Source organism: Rhizobium sp. P28RR-XV (assembly GCF_012641385.1).
Classification (GTDB): Bacteria; Pseudomonadota; Alphaproteobacteria; order Rhizobiales; family Rhizobiaceae; genus Rhizobium.
In genome coordinates, this window is record NZ_JABAIG010000004.1 from 193436 (window position 1) to 215607 (window position 22172).

Below are 22172 nucleotides of genomic sequence, written 5' to 3' on the forward strand. Positions count from 1 at the left end.
GGTTACCAAACCGTCAACGGAGCGCTGCCGCCACCGGCTCCGTGCCATTTCAATCCAGTTATCGCGCAAAGCTTGAAACGCATCAGAAGGAATTGGAAAACCCGGATGGTGAAGTACCACCCTGCAGGTTCGATTTAAGACAGAAAGATTCGGGCAAGAATTTGACCTCGCTAAAATCAGGCAGGTCTCATAAATCTCTGGAAACCCGAGAGGATTCAGATCGGGGCCTCAAAACGAGCATCAGGCCGTCTCGGCGGCCTCAGGCTCGTTCTCCAGCGCGCGGTCGGCGGCATCGTAATGTTCCTGGCGGATATGGCCCCTGATCATGCTAAAAGCGAGCGTCAGCACCGCGACATCGTCGGAAAAGCCGATGACGGCAAAGAAATCGGGGATAATGTCGACCGGCATGACGAAATAGCCGAGTGCCGCCAGCAGGATGCCGCGAACTCGCGTCGGCGTCTGCGGGTCGAACGCACAATAGAAGGCGGCCACGACGTCGCGGGAAAAGGGAATATGGCGAGCCGCCTTCCGCAAGGTCGGCCAGAATTTGCCGCGCACCGATTTTTCCTGCTCTTTTTGGGTCTCTTCGTCACCAGGCATCAGGATTTCCCCATACTTGATGTCATCCATTCCATTCACCTCTAGCGAGGCCCGTCGCCCGGGCCGGGTAAACATATGGTGATCGCTTGCCGCGATTCAATCGAGACGGCGCGCGGCCGCCTTCTCCATCGCCTTTGCCAGTTTGACGTCATGGTCGGTCAGGCCGCCGACGTCATGCGTCGTCAGCTTCACCTCGACCCGGGAATAGACGTTGAACCATTCCGGGTGATGGTTGAATTTTTCCGCGGCAAGCGCAGCTTCGGTCATGAAGCCAAAGGCCTCGACGAAATTGCGGAATTTGAAGGTCTTCGAAATCGAAAGACCGTCGTCCGCAAGCGCCCAGCCGCTAAGCTCCGCAAGATTTTCATCGATTGCGGCACGATCCAGCTTTTCGTATTTCATGGCAATTACTCCTCTAGCGGTGAAACGATACCATGGATCGTCATAGGATTCTTTTCGTCTGCGCCGGCAATATCTGCCGGTCGCCCTTCGCCGAAGGCATATTCAGACACCTGGCGGGCGAGATCGGTCGCTCGGACGAATTCGACATCGATTCGGCCGGCACCGGCAGCTGGCATCAGGGCGAGCGTCCGGATCGGCGTTCGATTGCCGTCGCGGCCGGTCACGGAATCGATATTTCAGGCCAGCACGCCCGGCGTATCGAACCGGCCGATTTCGGCAGGTTCGATCTTATCCTGGCAATGGATCAAGACAATTTGAAGAACTTGCGCAAGTCGGCACCCGCCGATGCGCTCGGCAAACTGCACCTTTTCAATACCCTCGCGCTCGGCGTCAACAAGGACATTCCCGATCCCTATTACGGCGACCGCGAGGATTTCGAGACGGTTTACACCATGCTCTTGGCCGGCTGCGGCGCATTGTTGCCCAAGGTCGGGAACGTGCTGCGCGGCTCGTGAAGCGGGAATATCTCTTCGGTGAGATAGGGACCGCCGCCAACCGATTCGCGCGAGGACAGAAGCACGAAACGGCCCACGGTGAATGGCGCGGTGTAGAAGTTGCCACGACCGGAGAGATAGTGCACGACATCATCGACCCGAGAGGACTTCAGCCTCGCGAGCGTCACATGCGGCGTAAACTTGCGCGGATCGGGCTGCAGACCGATGCGCTGGCAGATGCGCTCGATCTCGCCTTGCAGCGCGTGCATGTCCGGCGTCTGCGACACGCCGGCCCATACCGAGTGCGGCTTCTTGGAGCCGAAGGAACCGATGCCCTCCAGCCGAAGCTGGAATTCAGGTCGGTCTATCCGGTCCAGGCGGTCGACGATCTCATCGGCCGTGCGGCCATCGACATCGCCGATGAACCGCAAAGTGATGTGATAATTTTCGACGTCGATCCACCTGGCTCCCGGGAGACCACCGCGCAACAATGACAGGCTCATGGCCGCATTGCGCGGAATTTCGAGGGCGGTAAAAAGTCTCGGCATGACGAGCACTCCCCGAATCTCTTGCAGGTACAACTAGGGAATCACGCATTTGCAGTCGGTGCAAGCACCTATTTCGCACCTGCGTCAATCGTCCCTACAAAACTGATAACAGCCGGCAACATATGTTGGACCATCACATCCACACCCTTGGGGTTCGGATGCATGCCATCGGCGAGCTGCAGATCCGCATGCGCGGCGACGCCGTCGAGGAAGAACGGATAGAGCGCAAGCTGGTATTTGTCGGCAAGACGCTTGTAGATCGGATTGAATTTGTCGGCGTAGTCAGGCCCCATGTTCGGCGGAGCCAGCATGCCGACGAGAAAGATCGGGATCTTTCTGCCCTTCAGCCGCTCGATCATCGTCTCGAGGTTCTTTTCCGTCTGCTCTGGCGGAATGCCGCGCAACGCGTCGTTGGCGCCGAGCTCAAGGATGACGCCATCCGTGCCATCAGGCACCGACCAGTCGATGCGCGAGAGCCCGCCCGAGGTCGTATCGCCGGAGACGCCGGCATCGGCGACGGCCAGATCCAGTCCCTTGGCCTTCAGCGCGGCCTCCAGCTTGGCGGGAAAACCATCGCCGGGCGGAAGCTGGTAACCCGCCATCAGGCTGTCGCCGAAGCCGACCAGCTGGATCGTCCGCGCTTCCGCAGCACCTGCCGCGCCAAACAAAAGACCGAAAGTGATGACAGCGAAGTGAAACGCAGCAACTTTAAAACCCATGATCCAATTCCTAAATTCGCTGCTTGGGCCAGTCGTGCCCGCCATTATCTCTGATGTTCTCCGATATATAGGGCGTTCGCATTGGCAAAAACCATCATCGAGCTGAAGAAGGCGGATTTGACGCTCGGCACTGCCGCCGCCTCGGTCCATGTGCTGAAGGGCATCGACCTGACCATTATGGAAGGTGAGGCCGTCGGCATCGTCGGCCCATCCGGCTCCGGCAAGTCGACCCTGCTGATGGTGCTGGCCGGTCTCGAAAAGCTCGACAGCGGCGAACTCCTGATCCGCGACACGCCCCTGCACAGCCTGAGCGAGGACCGCATCGCGGATTTCCGCGGCCGCAATATCGGTATCGTGTTCCAGTCCTTCCATCTCATCGCCAACATGACGGCGATGGAAAACGTCGCCGTGCCCCTGGAGCTTGCCAATGTCCGCGATGCCTTCGACATCGCCCGGCGGGAGCTGGAAGCGGTGGGGCTGGGCGAACGGCTCAGTCACTATCCCGGCCAGCTTTCCGGCGGCGAGCAGCAGCGCGTCGCCATCGCCCGCGCGCTGGCACCCTCGCCCGCCGTCCTGATTGCCGACGAACCGACAGGCAATCTCGACACCGATACCGGACGGCAGATCGCCGACCTGCTCTTCGCCCAGCAGGCCGAGCGCGGCACGACCATGCTGCTCGTCACCCACGATCCGGCGCTTGCCGCCCGCTGCTCGCGCCAGATCCGCGTTCGCTCCGGCGAAATCGAGAACGACAGCACGCGCACGCGCACCAGCCAGGCAGCGATTGCATGAGCACGGCGGGACTGCGCCTGCCGCTCGCCTTCCGCCTTGCCCTGCGCGAATTGCGCGGCGGCCTCGGCGGCTTCTACATCTTCCTGGCCTGCATCGCGCTCGGCACCGGCGCAATTGCCGCCGTCAATTCCGTTTCCCGCTCGATCACCGACGCCATCGCGACCCAGGGCCAATCACTGCTGGCCGGCGATGCTCGTTTTGAGCTGCGCAATCGCGAGGCAACGTCGGAGGAATTCGCCTACCTCCAAAGCCTGGGGAAAGTTTCCCGCTCCACCGGACTGCGCTCCATGGCGCGCCTGCCCGACGGCTCCGATCAGGCGCTGGTCGAGGTCAAGGCCGTCGATGATGCCTATCCGCTCTACGGAACCTTCGAGGCCGAGCCGGACCAGCCACTGTCGACCCTGCTGGCGGCCAAGGATGGCACCTATGGCGCCGTGGTCGCCCCGCTTCTGCTCGAACGCCTGAACCTCAAGATCGGCGACGATCTGTTGCTGGGCAATACCAAGCTGCGCATATCAGGTACTGTCGAGAGCGAGCCGGATGCCGTCTCCGAAGGATTCGGCTTTGCGCCGCGCCTGGTGACGAGCCGCGATGCCCTGATTGCCTCTGGTCTGATTACGACAGGCAGCCTCGTCGAACAGGCATACCGGATCCGCATGGACCATCCCGCAGCCGGCATCCGCAATATCGGCGACCGCGCCAATGCCACCTTCCCGCAGGCAGGCTGGTCGATCCGCAGCAGCGATCGCGCCGCTCCCCAGCTCGCCGACAATGTCACGCGTTTCTCGCAATTCCTGACGCTCGTCGGCCTGGCTGCTCTCATCGTCGGCGGCGTCGGCGTCGCCAATGCCGTGCGGGCCTTTCTCGATTCGAAGCGCACGACCATCGCCACCTTCAAATGTCTGGGCGCGCCGGCCTTCGTCGTGGTGCTGATCTATCTCATTCAGATTGCCGTCATTGCGCTCGCCGGCATCGCGGTCGGCCTCGTTCTCGGCGCCATTGCGCCCATGATCGCATCGCAATTCATAGCCGAATTCCTGCCGATTTCCACCGCACCGAGGCTTTATCCCGGCGCGCTGACGCTCGCCGCCGTCTTCGGCCTGCTGACGACGCTTGCCTTCGCCATTCCCCCGCTCGGCCACGCCCGCGAAGTGCCGGCGACGGCGCTTTTCCGCGAACAGGGCTTCGAAGCGCGCCGCCTGCCCGGTTGGCCCTATCTGCTGGCCGCCGGCGTGCTGATGGCGGCACTTGCGGCGCTTGCGATCGTCACCGCCTATGATCGCTTCATCGCGGTCGTGTTCGTGGTCTCGATCGCTGGGGGTTTCGTCGTGCTGCGCGCCGTTGCCGCCGCTCTCTCCTGGCTTGCCCGCCGCAGCCCGCGCGTACGCTCTCCCGCTTTGCGCCTGGCAATCGGCAATATCCACCGACCGGGCGCTCTCACCTCGTCCGTCGTGCTGTCGCTCGGCCTCGGCCTGGCGCTGCTTGTGACGCTGACCCTAATCGACGGTAATATGCGCCGCGAATTGACCGGTCGTATGAGCGAGCAGGCGCCGAACTTCTTCTTCGTCGATATTCAGGGGCCGGAGCTGGAAGGTTTCCGCAAGATCGTGCTCGCCGAGGATCCGAAGGGCAAGCTCGTCGAGGCGCCGATGCTGCGCGGCCGCATCGTCGCCTTCAACGGCGAAGATGTCACAAAAATGAGGGTGCCGGCCGCCGGGCAATGGGTGCTGCGCGGCGATCGTGGCATCACCTATGCCGAAACCGTGCCGGAAAACGCCTCGATTACGGAAGGCAAATGGTGGGACAAGGATTATGGCGGCGAGCCGCTGGTCTCCTTTTCCGACGAGGAGGGCAAGGCGCTGGGCCTGAAGCTCGGCGACAAGGTCACCGTCAACGTGCTTGGCCGTAACATCACTGCCAAGATCGCCAGCTTCCGCAAGGTGCAATGGCAATCGCTGTCGATCAATTTCGTGATGATCTTCTCGCCCAATACCTTCAAGGGCGCCCCGCATGCCTGGCTGGCAACGCTGACCGACACTTCGGCCACCTCCGCTCAGGAAGCCACGATCCTCCGGAAGGTCACCAATGCCTATCCGACCATAACAAGCGTCCGCGTCAAGGATGCACTGGATGTCGTCAACACGCTGGTGGGACAGCTCGCCGCCGCTATCCGCTCCGCCGCCTCGGTCGCGCTCATCGCATCCGTGCTGGTATTGGCGGGTGCGCTAGCGGCCGGCAACCGCGCTCGCACGCATGACGCTGTCATCCTCAAGACACTCGGCGCGACGCGTGCCACGCTCATTCGCGCCTTCAGCTACGAATATCTGATCCTCGGCGCGGCAACCGCCATCTTCGCGCTGATCGCGGGTGCGGCATCGGCCTGGTATATCGTCAGCCGCATCATGCGCCTGCCGTCTGCCTTCCTGCCCGACGTCGCCTTCTCAACGCTGATCATCGCCCTGGTGCTGACGGTCGGCATCGGCCTGATCGGTACCTGGCGGATTCTCGGCCAGAAGGCGGCACCCGTTCTGCGCGAACTCTGATTCGCCGCGGAGATCAACCGGAAGCCGGCAAAACGGCTCGATATTACACCGATTTAACATGCGCCGGATCGCTTGACCCTTGTGTATGAGGCTCGAAAGCCTCATATTCTGTGCAGGCATGCTGGAGCTCCGCAGCGGCGCCTGGGCTTGAAAGACCCGACACCGTACTCACATCGGAGCTTGAAAGAGGAAAACATGGCTGACTTCCGCAATTACCAAAACCGGGCGCAGAGCGGCGCGCAATCCGGTGCGATGATAGACGAGGGCCTTCGAGCTTACATGCTCAAGGTCTATAACCTGATGGCGCTGGGTCTGGCGATCACGGGTGTTGCCGCCTATCTCTCCTTCTCGCTCGCCTTTGCAAACGGACAGATCACGGCCTTCGGTCAGGCGATCTATCTCAGCCCGCTGAAGTGGGTTGTCATCCTCGCTCCGCTGGCAATGGTCTTCTTCCTGAGCTTCAGGATCAACCGCATGAGCGTGGCTGCCGCGACGACGACCTTCTGGGTCTATGCCGCGCTGGTGGGCCTGTCGCTGTCGTCGATCTTCATCATCTATACCGGCCAGAGCGTCGTGCAGACCTTCTTCGTGACCGCCGCGTCCTTCGGCGCGCTGTCGCTGTTCGGCTATACGACGAAGCGTGATCTGTCCGCGATGGGCTCGTTCCTGATGATGGGTCTCTTCGGCCTGATCATCGCGACGCTCGTGAACATCTTCCTGGCTTCGTCCGCCCTGCAGTTCGCAATCTCCGTGATCGGCGTGCTGATCTTCGCGGGTCTGACCGCCTACGATACGCAGCGGATCAAGGAAATGTATTACACCGCCGACGATGCCACCGTGGCCGGCCGCAAGGCCATCATGGGCGCCCTGTCGCTCTACCTGGACTTCATCAACCTGTTCATGTTCCTGCTGCAGTTTATGGGCAACCGCCGTTAATCGCGCAGCATGAATGAGCAACGGAAAGGCGGCTTCGGCCGCCTTTTTCATTTGCCTGGCGACAAGCCCTGCGATTTGATAGCGGACAATCACAGCTGAACGCTTCCGCTTTTCTTCGAATCGCGGAAATGCTCCAGCCTTTTGTTTCTACGTAATTCCGGACGGAAAACTGCCATGCAGTTTTCCTGGAATTGCTTTAGCAGATCAGGCAACAAGAAGCAGATGTCCATCAGCCTCCGCAGCGCGACCACAGACGACCTATCCCACATCACGGCAATCTATCGCGACTCCGTCCTCAACGGCACGGCAAGCTATGAGATCACGCCGCCGAGCCAGGATGAGATGGCGGCGCGTTTTCAGGCGATCCAGGAAAAGGCCTATCCCTATATCGTCGCCGAAGATGAGGCCGGAACCTTCCTCGGCTATGCCTATGCCTCATCGTTCCGCACACGGCCGGCCTATCGCTGGATGGTGGAGGATTCGATCTATCTGGCGCCCGAGGCCCGCGGGCGCGGCGTCGGCAGGCTGTTGCTCGATGCGCTCGTCGAACGCTGCGTGACGCTCGGCTTCCGCCAGATGATCGCCGTCATCGGCGGCGCCCATCCCGCCTCCGTCGCCGTGCATCGCGCCGCGGGCTTCACTGAAGTCGGCCTGTTGAAAGGCACCGGCTACAAGCATGGCCGATGGCTGGACACCATGCTGATGCAGAAGGCGTTGGGCGAAGGAGATGGCACCGATCCGGATCCTTCGGTCTATCCGGGGACGTTGTTTGGGGAGTAGCATCGGTTTCAGATATGCCGCAGCTCTGATACGGCACCTATCCGCCAACATAGAGCCGATGAAGAGAAACTACTTATCCACCAGCTTCAGCTGCTTGTCGAACACCTTCAGAACCTGCTGCACGTCATGGCCGCGCTTCAGGATCATGCCGTTGATGTTGACGACCGAAAAAGCGCCCTGCTTGGCCGCCAGCTTTGGATTCTTTTCGATGCGGAAGAGCGGCATCTCGCCGGAGCGCTTGAAGACGGAAAAAACCGCCTTCTCCTTCAAATGGTCGATGGCATAGTCGCGCCACTCACCCTCGCCGACCATGCGGCCATAGATCCATAAAATCGCATCCAGCTCCCGGCGATGGAAGGTCACCGGTAGCGGATCCTTGCTTTGTTTGTATTCCCTGAGATCGACGACGACGGAGGAATTAGTATCGGCGGAACGGTGTTCGCCGTGTCGCAAATCCGGCTGATCAGTCATCAATCCCCCAGGGGCTATCTCATGACAGGAGAATGACAGTTTGCCTCAGCCGCACCAAATTGCAAGACGGCAGAGGGCTCACAATTTTTTTACGCCGCCCGAAAGCATCTCGGCGGCGCCGCATTTCAGACAAAACGACGCCCAATTTACAGGAAGTATAGACGCCGTTTGGCGCCGCCGCGTCAAACGGCCCGGCCGGGGCGCATCGATTAAACCCCAGCCCCGAATGCGTCCTCGCCGGGCACCTCGCCTTTTTGGCGCCAGCCAAAATAGCGAGCCTTTTCGGTGCCAGCCGAAATAGGGTATCTTTTCCGCACAAGTCGAAATACAGAAATGCCGCTCAGCCGTCGGAGCCGATCGTGAGGACCGTTGCTCCGATGATGGCAGCTGGATCGCCCGAAGGCGTCGACGATTGCAGAAGAACAGCAAGACCTCTGCGGCCGGCCTTGTCGAGCACGGTGGAGGGCAGCGCCAGGCTCATGGCCTTGCCATCCCACATGCCCACGGTCTCGACATCCGAGACCGCATGCATATAGGCGATCTGCTGGCCGGTGTTTTCACCGCCTTTCGGCGCCACCATCTGCTCCTTGTCGAAATAGACGACGACCACATTGGCCCTGCCCTCGCCGGCGCCGATCTTGATCTCAAGCTCGTCGCCCTTGGTAACGGCATTGACCGGAACTATCAGCCCCTCGCCGTGGCTCTGGAAGTCATTGAGCTTGACATTGATGGCGTCGAGATCGGCGCCGTTCATATGGGCCCTGCCATTGACGATCGCCTGCGGCGTATAGACCCCGCTGCGCCCCATCGTGCGGGCATAAGCATATTGGCGCGCCGTGTTGTCCTTGGACGCCATGGTGTCGTTCCAGCCGAGATAGTTCCAATAGTCGACATGATAGGCGAGCGCGACGACATCACCCTGGCGGATCAGCTTGCGGAACGCCGCGTCCGCGGGGGGACAAGAGGCACAGCCCTGCGAGGTGAAGAGCTCGACGACGCCCTTGATCTTCGACGCCTCCTGCGCATGCAGCGAACTTGCCAGCGCGATGCCTGCCAGAAGTGGAACCGAAAATCGAAGGCGCATTTCCCTTTTACCTCTTTCGTAAAATTTCGGCGCCGCCCACGAATGCGGACGCCCAAACCATTCACGCTCCTCGGGACCACTCAGCCCACATCAAGCTCGAAAAATCTGAAACAAGAGATAATGGTTTAGCGCGATGACGCAAAGTCACGATGGGGTGAGGCTGACGCCCGGCAAAGGCTCGCCGTACACATCACCGTGAAAAACAAGACGCCGCCGGAAGAGTTTTCCGGCGGCGTCCAGGAATTGCGTGAAAACTACGAGATGGAGCGGAGACGCCGATCAGGCGGCGAGATCGCGCAGAACGGTCTGCAGGATGCCGCCATTGTTGACGTAGACAACCTCATCCAGCGTATCGATACGGCAGATGATCGGAACGTCCTTTACCGTGCCGTCGCCATAGGTGATCTTGGCGATCTTGCGCTCACGCGGCTTGATGTGTTCCAGGCCCTCGATCGTGACGAGTTCGTCACCCTTCAGCTCGAGGCTGGCCCAGGTGGTGCCGTCCTCGAAGACGAAAGGGATGACGCCCATGCCAACCAGGTTCGAGCGATGGATACGCTCGAAGGACTGGGCGATCACGGCGCGCACACCGAGCAGGTTGGTGCCCTTGGCAGCCCAGTCGCGCGACGAGCCGTTGCCGTATTCGACGCCGGCGAAGATGACGAGCGGAACGCCCTCCGCCTTGTACTGCATGGCCGCATCGTAGATCGAGGTCTCTTCCTTGGACGGATAGTGGATGGTGTAGCCACCTTCCTTGCCGTTCGGGCCGAGCATGTGGTTGCGGATGCGGATGTTGGCGAAGGTGCCGCGCATCATGACTTCATGGTTGCCGCGGCGCGTGCCGTACTGGTTGAAGTCGGCAACACCGACGCCATGACCGATGAGGTAGGAGCCGGCCGGCGAGGCAGCCTTGATCGAACCGGCCGGGGAAATGTGGTCGGTGGTGATCTTGTCGCCGAAGAGGCCGAGAACGCGGGCACCCTTGATGTCGGAGATGCCGGCGCCGGTCTTGCCCATGCCGACGAAGTAAGGCGGGTTCTGGACGTACGTCGAGTTGTCGTCCCAGGCGTAGGTCTGGCCCGGAGGAACCTGCACGGCCTGCCAGTTGGCATCGCCCTTGAAGACGTCCGCATATTTGCTCTCGTAGAGCTCGCGGGTGACGTATTTCAGGATGAATTCCTGGACTTCCTGCGAGGTCGGCCAGATGTCCTTCAGGTAGACAGGCTTGCCGTTCTGGTCTTCGCCGATCGGCTCCTTCGTCAAGTCGAGCTGCACCGAACCGGCGAGCGCATAGGCGACGACGAGCGGCGGTGACGCCAGGTAGTTCGCCTGGACGTCAGGCGAAATGCGGCCTTCGAAGTTACGGTTACCGGAGAGAACGCCCGATACGATCAGGCCCTTGTCGTTGATCGTCTTCGAGATCGGCGCCGGCAGCGGGCCGGAATTGCCGATGCAGGTGGTGCAGCCGAAGCCGACCAGGTTGAAGCCAAGCTTGTCGAGATCGGCCTGGAGGCCGGACTTGGCAAGATATTCGCCAACGACCTGAGATCCCGGTGCGAGCGAGGTCTTGACCCACGGCTTGGTCTTCAGACCCTTGGCAACCGCGTTGCGGGCGAGAAGGCCGGCTGCGATCAGCACCGACGGGTTGGAGGTATTGGTGCAGGAGGTGATGGCGGCGATCGCGACGTCACCATGACCGATATCGAAATCCGTCCCTTCGACCGCATAGCGGTTGGAGAGCTGGCCGGGCTTCTTGTATTCGGTGTCCAGCGAGGTCGCGAAGCCGGAAGCGATGTTTTCCAGCGCGATACGGCCTTCCGGACGCTTCGGGCCGGCCATCGACGGCACGACGTCATTGAGGTCGAGTTCCAGCCTGTCGGTGAAGACGAGGTCGGAACCGTCATTGTCGCGCCACATCCCTTGAGCCTTCGAGTAGGCTTCGACGAGAGCGATACGGTCCTTAGCGCGGCCGGACATGTTGAGGTAGTTCAGCGTTTCCTTATCGACCGGGAAGAAGCCGCAGGTCGCACCATATTCCGGACCCATGTTGCCGATGGTGGCGCGGTCGGCGAGCGGCATGTTGTCGAGGCCGGGGCCGAAGAATTCGACGAACTTGGAAACGACGCCCTTCTTGCGCAGCATCTGCACGACGGTCAGCACGAGGTCGGTCGCGGTGACGCCTTCCTTGAGCTTGCCGGTGAGCTTGAAGCCGATGACCTCAGGCAGCAGCATGGAGACCGGCTGGCCGAGCATGGCGGCTTCGGCTTCGATACCCCCGACACCCCAGCCGAGAACGCCGAGGCCGTTGATCATGGTCGTGTGCGAATCGGTGCCGACGCAGGTGTCCGGATAAGCGATCGTTTCGCCGTCCTCTTCCTTCGTCCAGACGGTCTGGCCGAGATATTCGAGGTTGACCTGATGACAGATGCCGGTGCCGGGGGGAACAACGCGGAAGTTTTTGAAGGCCTGCTGGCCCCACTTCAGGAAGCGGTAGCGCTCGCCGTTGCGCTCATATTCCAGCTCGACGTTGCGGGCAAAGGCCTGCGGCGTGCCGAATTCGTCGACGATGACGGAGTGGTCGATGACGAGATCGACGGGAACGAGCGGATTGATCTTTTCCGGATCGCCGCCGAGCGACACCATCGCGTCGCGCATGGCGGCAAGGTCGACAACGGCCGGAACGCCGGTGAAGTCCTGCATCAGCACGCGCGCCGGGCGATAGGCGATTTCGTTCTCGACGGTGCCCTTGTTGGTCAGCCATTCGGCGACGGCAAGGATATGGTCCTTGGTGACCGACTGCCCGTCTTCAAAACGCAGCAGGTTTTCCAGAAGCACCTTCATCGAGTAAGGCAGCTTGGAAACACCGGGCAGACCATTGGCTTCAGCCTTGGGCAGGCTGAAATAGACATAGTCTTTCCCGCCCACGGTCAGCGTGGAACGACAATTGAAACTGTCAAGAGATTTAGACACGAGATACCCCGTTTCTGATAGCCAACACAGTCGTGCGAACGCCTATGCACTTTATGCACATCAGGATGCGGGTGCGGCCATTTCCGCTGTCCGCACGTAAGGCAGAAAACCTTATGTTCGGCGCAAGGATGAAATTCACGCCGACCGCTGGCGTGGTTGCAGGTCTTATAGATAATTTCGTAAAGACTTGCCAGAGTGGCAAAGCGCAAATTTGGACAATTTTTTGCGCATTGCGGCAACGATAACGGGGAAAGCCTGAGCGAATGCATCTATGCGCTGAAAATCTGGCGGCAAGGCGTGGCGAAGATCTGATTTTCTCGAATGTTTCCTTTGACTTGACCGATGGCGACGCTCTGATTCTGACCGGGCGTAACGGCTCCGGAAAGTCGACGCTTTTGCGTGTCGTGGCCGGCCTTCTCAGGCAGGAAAAGGGCAGTGTCAAATTCACCGGAAAAGATGGCGAATCGGGCCGGCTAGCAGGCGAAGCCAGCCACTATCTCGGTCACCGCAACGCGATGAAATCCGAGCTGACCGTAGCCGAAAACCTGATCTTCTGGAAAACTTTCCTCGGCGACATGGCGGGCGGCTTCGGCCTGAATGTCGATGAAGCGACCGATGCTGTCGGGCTCGCCGGCATCCCCCATCTGCCCTTCGGCTACCTCTCCGCCGGCCAGCAGCGCCGAATCGCCTTCGCAAAACTTTTGGTCGCCCACCGCCCCATCTGGATCCTCGACGAGCCGACAGCAGCGCTCGACAGCTCGGCCGATCAGCTGTTTGCGGAGCTGATCACCGCCCATCAGAAGAATGGCGGCATCGTTCTTGCGGCTACGCATCAGCCACTAGGGTTGGAGAACGCGCGGGAGATGCGGATGACGGGGTTTGCCGGGGTGAGTGAGGGGGTGTGGGAATGAGTTCGATGATGCTGAGTTTGCCGAACCTTCGCTACCCCCCTCTGTCCCTTTGGGACATCTCCCCCACAAGGGGGGAGATCGTTTGGAGTTTGCCGCACCAGCTTACAAAGTCGATGAGCTCTGTCTCCGCAGATTCGATCTTGGATCGGGGCTTGCGCGCGCCACAAGTTACCAATCTCCCCCCTTGTGGGGGAGATGTCCCGACAGGGACAGAAGGGGGTGAGGAGCGGAGCGACAATCATCTGAAGCATAAGCGAAGTATCGGTTCTTTCTTGAGTAAACGCCCCTTCATCCGGCTCTTCGGGCCACCTTCTCCCCAAGGGGAGAAGGAGATTGGTGCCTCGTCATGACCGCCCTCTTTCTCCGCGACCTCAGACTTTCGGTGCGCGCCGGTGGCGGAGCGTTGATCGGCATCCTCTTCTTCCTCACCGTCGTCGCCGTCATTCCCTTCGGCGTCGGTCCGGACCTCAAGCTTCTCTCGCGCATCGGCCCGGCCATCGTCTGGATCGGCGCCCTGCTCGCGAGCCTCCTCGGCCTCGACCGCCTGTTCCAGGCCGAGCGTGACGACGGTTCGCTCGATCTGCTCGTCATGCAGGAAACGCCGCTGGTGCTGACGGTTTTCATCAAATGCACGGCGCATTGGATGGCGACTGGCCTGCCGCTCGTTATCGCCTCGCCGCTGCTCGGTCTCTTTATGAATATGAACGAGACGGCGATCGGCGCGACGGCCCTGACCCTGCTTGTCGGCTCGCCGGCGATCACCTTCATCGGCGCGGTGGGTGCCGCCGTCGCCGTGGCGCTGCCGCGCGGCGGGCTGCTGGTATCGATCTTAGTGCTGCCGCTCACCATTCCCGTGCTGATCTTCGGCGTCAGCGCCACCTATGCTGCAGTCGAGGGACCGCAACCCTTCCTGCCGCCCTTCCTGATCCTGATCGCGCTCACCTTGTTCTTCGCCGTCATCGGTCCGGCCGCCGCCGCCCTTGCTTTGCGGAACACGACTGATTGATCGCTGGAGCCGGATGATTTAGGTCGAATCGACCTAAAATCTGAATCCGCCCTAAAATCAAAGAAGTAGAGCGTGATGTCGTCCGAAATTCCCTGACACTTTTCGGCATCACGCTCTGGGAGATACTGTTTCGTCGATCTGAGACGATGCGGTCGATTGCCGGAAAAGCCATATCGGGTTAAACAAATCGCATGAGCGATATCAGCCCTGCGATCAGCCGATTTTCCGACCTCGCCAACCCCACGCGGTTTCTGGCCTTTTCGGCGCGCCTCATTCCCTGGCTGGCGCTGATTTCGGCCGCACTTTTCGCGATCGGCCTCTATCTGTCCTTCTCGACCGAAGGCGATTACCAGCAGGGCGATACCGTCCGCATCATGTATATTCACGTTCCGGCCGCCTGGCTCTCGATGATGTGCTACACGATCATGAGCGTGTCGGCGATCGGCACGCTCGTCTGGCGCCATCCGCTAGCCGATGTCGCCGGCAAGACGGCCGCTCCGCTCGGCGCCGCCTTCACCCTGATCGCGCTCGTCACCGGCTCGCTCTGGGGCAAGCCGATGTGGGGCACCTATTGGGTCTGGGACGCGCGCCTGACCTCCGTCTTCATCCTGTTCCTGATGTATCTCGGCCTGATCGCGCTGAACCGGGCGATGGACGATCCGCCCAAGGCGGCCCGCGTCGCCTCGATCCTGACGCTGGTCGGCTTCATCAACATTCCGATCATTAAGTTTTCGGTCGACTGGTGGAACACGCTGCATCAGTCGGAAAGCATCATGCGCATGGATGGCCCGGCCATCGACGCGGAATTCCTCTGGCCGCTGTTCATCATGGCGCTGGCCTTCACGCTGCTGTTCCTCACGCTGCACCTGATGGCAATCCGTAACGAGATCTGGCGCCGCCGCGTCGCCGCGCAACGCCGCATCGCCGCGCGTATGGCAAGCCGGGAGGAATAGCATGACGCATCCCTTCTACGTCTACGGCTCTTACGGTTTTGCCGCCGTCATGATCCTCGCCATCATTGCCTGGACATGGATCGACGGACGCCTGCGCCGTCGCGAACTGGCAGCATTGGAAGCCTCCGGCATCCGCCGCCGCTCACAGCGCCCGCCCGAAGGCGGTGCGAAATGACGGCCGATGCCGACAACAAGGATAGAGCGAAGTCGAGCGGCACCGCGCGCTATCTGCTGGCGCTCATCCCGCTCATCGTCTTTGCCTGCATCGCCTTTGCCGTCGGCAAGGTCATGTATGACCAGGAAGTGCACGGCACTGATATCTCAGCCATTCCCTCGGCCCTGATCGGCACCAAGGCGCCGAAGCTCGCACTGCCGCCGCTCGAAGGTTCCAACCTTCAGGCGCTGACCGATGACGCCATCAAGGGCAAGCTGACGCTCGTCAATGTTTTCGCCTCATGGTGCATCCCCTGCCGCGACGAGCATCCGGTGCTGAAGGAACTTGCCAAGAGCGGTCAGCTCAACATCGTGGCCATCAACTACAAGGACACGAGCGAGAACGCCCTGCGCTTCCTCGGCGAACTCGGCAATCCCTATAATGCGATCGGCATAGACCCGAACGGCTCGGCCGCCATCGACTGGGGCGTTTACGGCATTCCGGAATCCTATCTCGTCTCGCCCGACGGCACGATCCTCTACAAGCAGGTAGGCCCCTTCACGCCCACCAGCCTGAAAGAGGGGCTTTATCCGGCGATTGGGAAAGCGCTGAGCAAGCCGGCGTCGTAGATCCCTTCTCCCCTTGGGGAGAAGGTGACTGTAGGCACCCGCCCTCGTGGTTCGAGGCTCCAGCCTGCAGGCCTCCACACCTCACCATGATGGCTGATCTCCCTTGCGTTACCTAAAGATCACCCAGCTCATCAAGGCGGCTGAGCTGCCGACCAATCCCCGCGAAAGCCACTCCGCCTCATGGTGAGGTGCCGCATCGCCGAGCGTCAGCGTAGGCAATGCGGCCTCGAACCACGAGGTGGCCACAAGGTCAGCTTCAAAGCTCTCTTAAATCCCACCCTGCCAGGTCTTGATCGCCTCGACCGGCCAGACCAGCATCAGCACGTTGAGCGTAAGATTGTCACGGATCAGGTAGCCGGTGAGCAGCTCGAAGAAGATGGCGATGGCGACCGTTAACAGCACTGGCGCGCGCCAGGCAAACAGGAAGCCGACCACCATGAACACCGCATCCATCGACGAGTTGAGGATGCTGTCGCCGACGTAATCGAGCGAGATCGTTGCAGCGCGGTAGCGATTGATGATGATCGGCGAGTTTTCCAGCAGTTCCCAACCGGATTCGATCAGCATGGCAACGAAGAGCCGCATCGACAGTGGCTTGCCGCGCATGATCAGATGCGTGAGCCCGAAAAAGAGGAAGCCGTGGATGATATGCGACGGCGTATACCAGTCGGCGATATGCTGCGAGTTGCCGCTGGATTTCACGACCGGCTCGAAAAGCTTCACATAGCCGCAGGTGCAGATCGGCACGCGGCCCATCATATATTCCGCCACGATCTGCACGAGTAGGACGACGGCACAGGCGATGAACCAGAAACTTTGCTGCCGATAGCGGCTTTGGGCGTCGACGGCTTCGCTCATTTCCCGCCTTCCGCCGGCGGCTCGACCGTGTGTTTCATGATCAGCGGCATCTGCGACAGGGTAAAAAGGATGGTGATCGGCATCGTTCCCCAGACCTTGAAGTTGACCCAGAGATTGTCCGCGGCCTTGGTGTCGGGGAGATAAAGCCAGTTCGAGCCGCGCCAGACGACTTCGTTGAGTACGGCCAGAACGAAGAAAAAGATGCCCCAGCGCAGCGTCAGCTTGCGCCAGCCTTCGGCATCCAGCTGGAAGGCGGCATTGAAGACGTAGCCGAGCAGCGACTTGCCGAAAGCAAGACCGCCGAGCAGCGCGACGCCGAACAGCGCATTGACGATGGTCGGCTTCATCTTGATGAAGGTTTCGTTCTGAAGGTAGATACCGAGCGCACCGAAGATCAGCACCACGATGCCGGAGACGAAGGGCATCAGCGGCAGATGGCCGAGCATGACCTTCGAGACGACGAGCGAGATCACAGTTGCCGCCATGAACAGGCCGGTGGCGACGAAGAGAGGACCGCCGAGAGCTGCCAGCTGCGGGAAATGCTGCGCCAGCCAGTCGCCGCGCAGATTGCCGAAGAAGAACACCAGCAAGGGTCCGAGTTCCAGCACCAGCTTCAGCATCGGATGATGCTTGTCGGCGGCACTCGGGGTGAGATCGCTGTCGCTGGTCGTCATTGCGGCACTTTCCCTGTCATCCAACTTGTCATCGAATTCGTTCTTGTCGTTCATTGGCTGTTTGCAGCCCCCGTACCGGCGATGGCATGTGCAAAATCCTCGGCCTCGAACGGCTCGAGATCATCTACACCCTCGCCGACGCCAATGAAATAGACCGGCAGCTTATGCTTGGCCGAGATGGCGACGAGAATGCCGCCGCGCGCCGTGCCGTCGAGCTTGGTCATGATCAGCCCGTTGACGCCGGCAACATTGCGGAAGATTTCCACCTGATTCAGCGCGTTCTGGCCCGTGGTCGCGTCAAGCGTCTGCAGCACGGTATGCGGTGCATCCGGGTCGAGCTTGCCGAGCACGCGCACGATCTTCTCAAGCTCGGCCATAAGCTCCGCCTTGTTCTGCAGGCGGCCGGCGGTATCGATGATCAAGACGTCGCTCTTGTTGGCCTTGGCCTGCTGGAAGGCATCGAAAGCGAGGCCGGCGGCATCGGCGCCGAGTTTCGTGCCTATGAATTCCGACTTGGTACGATCGGCCCAAATCTTCAGCTGCTCGATGGCGGCGGCGCGGAAGGTATCGCCGGCGGCAACCATGACCTTCAGCCCGGCGCCGGACAGCTTCGCCGCAAGCTTGCCGATCGTCGTCGTCTTGCCGGTGCCGTTGACGCCGACCACGAGAATGACGTGCGGCTTGTGGCTGAGATCGAGCTGCAGGGGCTTGGCGACCGGCGTCAACACCTTGGCGATCTCCTGCGCCATGATGCGCGTGACGTCTTCGCCGGTAACATCCTTACCGTAGCGTTCGGAGGCGAGCGTATCGGTGACGCGCATCGCCGTCTCGACGCCGAGATCGGCCTGAATGAGCAGATCCTCCAGATCCTGCAGCGTCTGATCGTCGAGCTTGCGCTTGGTGAAGAGTGCCGTGATCTGGCCGGTCAGCTGCGACGAAGTGCGCGCGAGCCCGGCGCGCAGACGCTGGAACCAGGAAAGCTTCTGCTTCGGGGCTTCGGGGACGAGTGCCGGCGCAGAGACGGCGGTGGAGAAGCCCTTGGGGAGGTTGGGGGCTGCAGCTTGGATATCGGTGGTTTCAGAGGAGGGTTCGGAGTCTTTCGACGAAGGTTCCGAGCTTGCCGAGGCTTCGTCACCTCCCTCTGTCCTGTCGGACATCTCCCCCACGCGGGGGGAGATCGATTCAGACGAGGTTTCCTCCGACACTACATCGGCTTCAGTATCAGTCGATTGCTCCGCCTCGATTGCCTGAGCTTCCTCAGACTGCTCTCGCGGCTCAGGCTCAGGTTCTCGAGAAACTGCTTCCTCTGCAGACTCTTCAGCAATTTGCCCTTGCTCAGCCAGCGCCGCATCCTCCAGCCGATCTCCCCCCTCGTGGGGGAGATCGGCTGGAGGGACAGAGGGGGGTGGCACGGGCTCGGCAGGCTCAGTAGCCGGCGAAACATCTACAGTAAGCGACGCCTCCTGCTCGACAACAGGCACCTCAACCCTAGCCAAATCCTCTACAGGCGCCTGCTCCTCGGCCGGCTTTTCGCGGCCGAAGGTGAAGACTTTTTTGATGAAACCGAGCGCCATGAAGTATCCGTTGAAGCATTAGGCCGCGTCGGCGGCCAGAAGTTGCATGTCGAGGTGCTTGCCATTGTGGCCGGTGATTGCGACCTGCACAAGGTCGCGCGGGCGAAGGCCGGGGGCGGCGACAAAAGTGAAGTTTTCGGTATGCGCCAGCCCGTTATTCTCCACAAGCAGCCATTGCCGTGTTCCAACCATGCCGTTGAGATGGGTCTGGTGCAATCTTTGCCCGGCCTCGCGCAGGCCGGCGGCGCGTTCCTTGACTAGGCTGCGGTCGAGCTGCGGCATGCGGGCAGCGGGCGTGCCGGGGCGCGCGCTATAAGGGAAGACGTGCAGATGCGCGATGCCGGCTTCCTGTGCCAGGCCAACGGCATTTGCAAACATTTCTTCTGTCTCTGTGGGAAAGCCGGCGATCATATCGGCGCCGAAGCTCGTCTCGGGGCGCAGCCGTCGCACATCCTCGATGAAACGGATGGCATCGGCGCGCGAGTGCCGCCGCTTCATCCGCTTGAGGATCATGTCGTCGCCATGCTGCAGCGAGAGATGCAGATGCGGCATGAAACGCGGCTCGTCGGCGATCAGGTCCATCAGATGCTGGTCGGCCTCGATGCTATCGATCGAGGAAAGCCGCAGCCTGCGGATCTCCGGAATCTGCTTCAGCAGCGTCTTGGCAAGCAGGCCGAGCGTCGGCGTTCCCGGCAGGTCGGCGCCGTAGCTCGTGGCATCGACGCCGGTCAGCACGATCTCGCAATAGCCGCTCTCGACCAGATTGCGCGCCTGTTCGACGACGGCACCCATCGGCACCGAGCGCGAATTGCCGCGGCCATAGGGAATGATACAGAAGGTGCAGCGATGGTCACAGCCGTTCTGCACCTGGATGAAAGCGCGAACATGACCATCGATATGGCGGATCATCTGCGGCGCGGTCGCCCTCACACTCATGATGTCGTTGACCCGCAGCTTCTCTTCCGCCGAAACGCCAAAATCCGGCAGCGCGCGATAGGAGGCGCTTTTCAGCTTTTCCTCGTTGCCGAGCACGGCATCCACTTCGGCCATTTCGGCAAAGGTCTGCTTCTCCGTCTGCGCGGCACAGCCTGTCACGATGATGCGGGCATGCGGATTGTCGCGGCGCGCGCGGCGGATCGCCTGCCGCGCCTGGCGCACGGCCTCGCCCGTCACGGCGCAGGTATTGACCAGGATGGCGTTGTTGAGTCCGGCTTTCTCTGCCTCGGCCCTCATCACTTCGGATTCATAGGTATTGAGACGACAGCCGAAGGTAATGACCTCGACCCCGCTCACCGCGCCTGAGCTCCCTGCTCCTGGTCGCGCGAGAAGCTGCCCGTGACCGGATCGACCGTGCCGGACCATTCCCATTCGGCGGGCCCGGTCATGACGACATGGTCGTTGCTCTCAAGCCATTCGATGGTGAGCTTGCCTGGAGCAGGCGCCGAGGCGACCTCGATCGTTACCTTGCGGCCGGTGCGGCCGGTGCGCGCGGCGCTGACGGCAGCGGCACAGGCGGCCGAACCGCAGGCAAGCGTCAAGCCGGCACCGCGTTCCCAGGTGCGGGTACGCAGCGACGACGGCGAAAGCAGCTGCGCCAACGTGATATTGGCGCGTTCGGGAAACATCGGATGGTTTTCAAGCAGCGGACCGAACCGATCGAGATCGAAGGACATCGGGTCCTTGTCGACCCAGAAGATCGCATGCGGATTGCCCATCGACATCACAGAGGGCGAATGCAGGACCGGATTGTCGATCGGCCCGATCTGCAGCTCGATACGGCTGGTGTCGGCAAATTCCTCGGCAAGCGGAATCTTGTCCGAGGCAAAGACGGGTGTACCCATATCGACTGAGATCGTGCCGTCCTCATGCTCCCTGGCATTCAGAATGCCGGCAACGGTCTGGAAGGTGAAGGCCTTCTTGCCGGTTTCGGCAGCCAGCGCCTGCACGACGCAGCGCGTGCCGTTGCCGCAGGCCTGCGCCTTCGTGCCGTCGCAGTTCAGGATATCGATCCAGGCATCAGTGCCCTCAACCTTCGGATCGTGGATTGCCATGATCTGGTCGAATTGGGTGGCTGGATCGGCATTGAGCGCAATCGCCGCCGCCGCCGTCACCACGTCCCTGCGGCCGCGCATGTCGACGACCAGGATCTTGTTTCCAAGCCCGTTCATCCTCGCGAATTCGACCGTATTGCTCATGATGCTATGTCCGTCAGTGTTTTCGAGCTGTATATGGCGGAATTGCGGGGGAATTACCAGTGGGACGTGAAGGACGGCACCTTTCACGATTGGCCGGAGCCATCCGGGCCGCCGCAATCCTTCGACAGGCTCAGGATAAGGACGGAGTGAGTTGCGAGCCAGGTGAGGGAGGTAGCCTTCATGGTGAGGAGACCCACAGGGCCGTCTCGAACCGCAAGGCGGGTGGCCCGTCTTTCAGTTGAATCTCTCGATATAATCTTATCGAAAAGCCTTGACGCAATCTATTCTGAGAAAAAATCATTCCCGATGTCGGATCACGGAAATCTTGCACGTCCTAGGCTCGTCCACTCCGTCAAACCATAAGGATTATCACCATGCCGAATACCATACGCCTGCACCGCGTCCTGGCCACCAGCCCGGAGAAGGTCTATCGCGCATTCATCGAGGCGGACGCGCTCGCTAAGTGGCTGCCGCCGAACGGTTTTGCCTGCACCGTGCATCATTTGGAGCCGAGCGTCGGCGGCACGTTCAGAATGTCGTTCCGCAACTTCACGACGGGCGGAAGCCATGCCTTCGGCGGTGAATTTCGCGAGCTCGTTCCCGGCGAGCTGGTACGTTACACCGACAAGTTCGACGATCCCAACCTGCCGGGCGAAATGGAAGTGACCGTGACGTTGAAGAAGGTCCTCGTCGGAACCGAGGTCAACATCACCCAGGCCGGCGTGCCCGATGTCATTCCGCCGGAAGCCTGCTATCTCGGCTGGCAGGAATCACTGCGCAATCTAGCAAAGCTCGTCGAGCCTGAAATCAACCAGTAAGGCACGGCAACCCGCGAAACGGACAGCTCCTTCTCCTCGTGGGGAGAAGGAACCTTCGGCC

At 60.9% G+C, this 22172-nt stretch carries 23 protein-coding genes; 11 read left to right on the forward strand and 12 right to left on the reverse strand.

Annotated features, from left to right (window positions below; translation table 11 throughout):
• Positions 1 to 240: 240 nt before the first annotated feature.
• Complete coding sequence (locus HGP12_RS10340; protein ID WP_168839897.1) at positions 241 to 630, reverse strand: YkvA family protein; 390 nt, start codon at positions 628 to 630, stop codon at positions 241 to 243.
• A gap of 66 nt (positions 631 to 696) precedes the next feature.
• Positions 697 to 1002, reverse strand: a complete 306-nt coding sequence (locus HGP12_RS10345) for a 4a-hydroxytetrahydrobiopterin dehydratase (RefSeq protein ID WP_168839896.1) — start codon at positions 1000 to 1002, stop codon at positions 697 to 699.
• Positions 1003 to 1034: 32 nt separating this feature from the next.
• Between HGP12_RS10345 and HGP12_RS10350 the strand changes: the two genes are divergently transcribed.
• Positions 1035 to 1517 (forward strand): low molecular weight protein-tyrosine-phosphatase, encoded by a 483-nt coding sequence (locus tag HGP12_RS10350; protein WP_168839895.1) that lies wholly within the window; start codon positions 1035 to 1037, stop codon positions 1515 to 1517.
• Here HGP12_RS10350 and thpR read toward each other — a convergent pair.
• Both thpR and HGP12_RS10360 read right to left on the reverse strand, forming a co-directional pair.
• On the reverse strand, positions 1448 to 2044 hold the full coding sequence (gene thpR / locus HGP12_RS10355; RefSeq protein WP_168839894.1) for an RNA 2',3'-cyclic phosphodiesterase: 597 nt from the start codon (positions 2042 to 2044) through the stop codon (positions 1448 to 1450). The genes HGP12_RS10350 and thpR overlap by 70 nt on opposite strands.
• Before the next feature lie 68 nt (positions 2045 to 2112).
• Positions 2113 to 2763, reverse strand: a complete 651-nt coding sequence (locus HGP12_RS10360) for an arylesterase (RefSeq protein ID WP_168839893.1) — start codon at positions 2761 to 2763, stop codon at positions 2113 to 2115.
• Positions 2764 to 2844: 81 nt separating this feature from the next.
• On the opposite strand from HGP12_RS10360, the gene HGP12_RS10365 reads away from it, so the two are divergent.
• From HGP12_RS10365 to HGP12_RS10380, 4 genes are all read left to right on the forward strand, one after another.
• Positions 2845 to 3555: an ABC transporter ATP-binding protein gene (locus HGP12_RS10365; RefSeq protein ID WP_168839892.1), complete on the forward strand. Its 711-nt coding sequence runs from the start codon at positions 2845 to 2847 to the stop codon at positions 3553 to 3555.
• Positions 3552 to 6098 (forward strand): ABC transporter permease, encoded by a 2547-nt coding sequence (locus HGP12_RS10370; RefSeq protein ID WP_168878739.1) that lies wholly within the window; start codon positions 3552 to 3554, stop codon positions 6096 to 6098. The genes HGP12_RS10365 and HGP12_RS10370 overlap by 4 nt, the downstream gene beginning before the upstream one ends.
• Before the next feature lie 195 nt (positions 6099 to 6293).
• Positions 6294 to 7034 carry a Bax inhibitor-1/YccA family protein gene (locus HGP12_RS10375; RefSeq protein WP_149635953.1) on the forward strand — a complete coding sequence of 247 codons (741 nt, stop codon included), beginning with the start codon at positions 6294 to 6296 and terminating at the stop codon, positions 7032 to 7034.
• A 222-nt stretch (positions 7035 to 7256) separates the two neighbouring features.
• Entirely contained in the window at positions 7257 to 7814 is a 558-nt protein-coding gene (locus HGP12_RS10380) for a GNAT family N-acetyltransferase (protein ID WP_168839890.1), read from the forward strand.
• 69 nt (positions 7815 to 7883) lie between these two features.
• Here HGP12_RS10380 and HGP12_RS10385 read toward each other — a convergent pair whose 3' ends face one another.
• The 3 genes from HGP12_RS10385 to acnA all read right to left on the reverse strand — a co-directional run bounded on the left by HGP12_RS10385 (position 7884) and on the right by acnA (position 12339).
• Complete coding sequence (locus HGP12_RS10385) at positions 7884 to 8285, reverse strand: DUF2794 domain-containing protein (protein WP_168839889.1); 402 nt, start codon at positions 8283 to 8285, stop codon at positions 7884 to 7886.
• 340 nt (positions 8286 to 8625) lie between these two features.
• Positions 8626 to 9369 carry a thioredoxin family protein gene (locus HGP12_RS10390; protein ID WP_168878740.1) on the reverse strand — a complete coding sequence of 248 codons (744 nt, stop codon included), beginning with the start codon at positions 9367 to 9369 and terminating at the stop codon, positions 8626 to 8628.
• 279 nt (positions 9370 to 9648) lie between these two features.
• Positions 9649 to 12339, reverse strand: coding sequence for an aconitate hydratase AcnA (gene acnA / locus HGP12_RS10395; RefSeq protein WP_168839887.1), 2691 nt, complete (start codon positions 12337 to 12339; stop codon positions 9649 to 9651).
• A gap of 263 nt (positions 12340 to 12602) precedes the next feature.
• On the opposite strand from acnA, the gene ccmA reads away from it, so the two are divergent.
• From ccmA to HGP12_RS10420, 5 genes are all read left to right on the forward strand, one after another.
• Entirely contained in the window at positions 12603 to 13250 is a 648-nt protein-coding gene (gene ccmA / locus HGP12_RS10400) for a heme ABC exporter ATP-binding protein CcmA (protein ID WP_168839886.1), read from the forward strand.
• A gap of 346 nt (positions 13251 to 13596) precedes the next feature.
• On the forward strand, positions 13597 to 14256 hold the full coding sequence (gene ccmB / locus HGP12_RS10405) for a heme exporter protein CcmB (protein WP_168839885.1): 660 nt from the start codon (positions 13597 to 13599) through the stop codon (positions 14254 to 14256).
• Positions 14257 to 14447: 191 nt separating this feature from the next.
• Positions 14448 to 15209: a heme ABC transporter permease gene (locus tag HGP12_RS10410; protein WP_168839884.1), complete on the forward strand. Its 762-nt coding sequence runs from the start codon at positions 14448 to 14450 to the stop codon at positions 15207 to 15209.
• A gap of 1 nt (position 15210) precedes the next feature.
• Positions 15211 to 15384, forward strand: coding sequence for a heme exporter protein CcmD (ccmD, locus tag HGP12_RS10415; RefSeq protein WP_168839883.1), 174 nt, complete (start codon positions 15211 to 15213; stop codon positions 15382 to 15384).
• On the forward strand, positions 15381 to 15992 hold the full coding sequence (locus HGP12_RS10420; RefSeq protein WP_168839882.1) for a DsbE family thiol:disulfide interchange protein: 612 nt from the start codon (positions 15381 to 15383) through the stop codon (positions 15990 to 15992). The genes ccmD and HGP12_RS10420 overlap by 4 nt, the downstream gene beginning before the upstream one ends.
• A 267-nt stretch (positions 15993 to 16259) precedes the next feature.
• On the opposite strand, the gene HGP12_RS10425 is transcribed toward HGP12_RS10420, so the two are convergent.
• From HGP12_RS10425 to dapF, 5 genes are read right to left on the reverse strand one after another with little or no spacing between them, the layout of a single operon-like run.
• The gene (locus tag HGP12_RS10425) at positions 16260 to 16850 is read right to left on the reverse strand and encodes a DUF2585 domain-containing protein (protein ID WP_168839881.1); all 591 of its coding nucleotides are present in this window, start codon (positions 16848 to 16850) and stop codon (positions 16260 to 16262) included.
• Positions 16847 to 17578, reverse strand: coding sequence for a septation protein A (locus HGP12_RS10430; protein ID WP_168839880.1), 732 nt, complete (start codon positions 17576 to 17578; stop codon positions 16847 to 16849). Before HGP12_RS10430 ends, HGP12_RS10425 begins: the two co-directional genes overlap by 4 nt.
• The gene (ftsY, locus tag HGP12_RS10435) at positions 17575 to 19098 is read right to left on the reverse strand and encodes a signal recognition particle-docking protein FtsY (protein WP_168839879.1); all 1524 of its coding nucleotides are present in this window, start codon (positions 19096 to 19098) and stop codon (positions 17575 to 17577) included. The genes HGP12_RS10430 and ftsY overlap by 4 nt, the downstream gene beginning before the upstream one ends.
• An 18-nt stretch (positions 19099 to 19116) precedes the next feature.
• Positions 19117 to 20391 (reverse strand): tRNA (N(6)-L-threonylcarbamoyladenosine(37)-C(2))-methylthiotransferase MtaB, encoded by a 1275-nt coding sequence (gene mtaB / locus HGP12_RS10440; protein ID WP_168839878.1) that lies wholly within the window; start codon positions 20389 to 20391, stop codon positions 19117 to 19119.
• Positions 20388 to 21293, reverse strand: coding sequence for a diaminopimelate epimerase (gene dapF, locus HGP12_RS10445; RefSeq protein WP_168839877.1), 906 nt, complete (start codon positions 21291 to 21293; stop codon positions 20388 to 20390). The genes mtaB and dapF overlap by 4 nt, the downstream gene beginning before the upstream one ends.
• Positions 21294 to 21667: 374 nt before the next feature.
• Here dapF and HGP12_RS10450 point away from each other — a divergent pair, with 374 nt between their 5' ends.
• On the forward strand, positions 21668 to 22111 hold the full coding sequence (locus tag HGP12_RS10450; protein ID WP_168839876.1) for an SRPBCC family protein: 444 nt from the start codon (positions 21668 to 21670) through the stop codon (positions 22109 to 22111).
• Positions 22112 to 22172 lie beyond the last annotated feature (61 nt).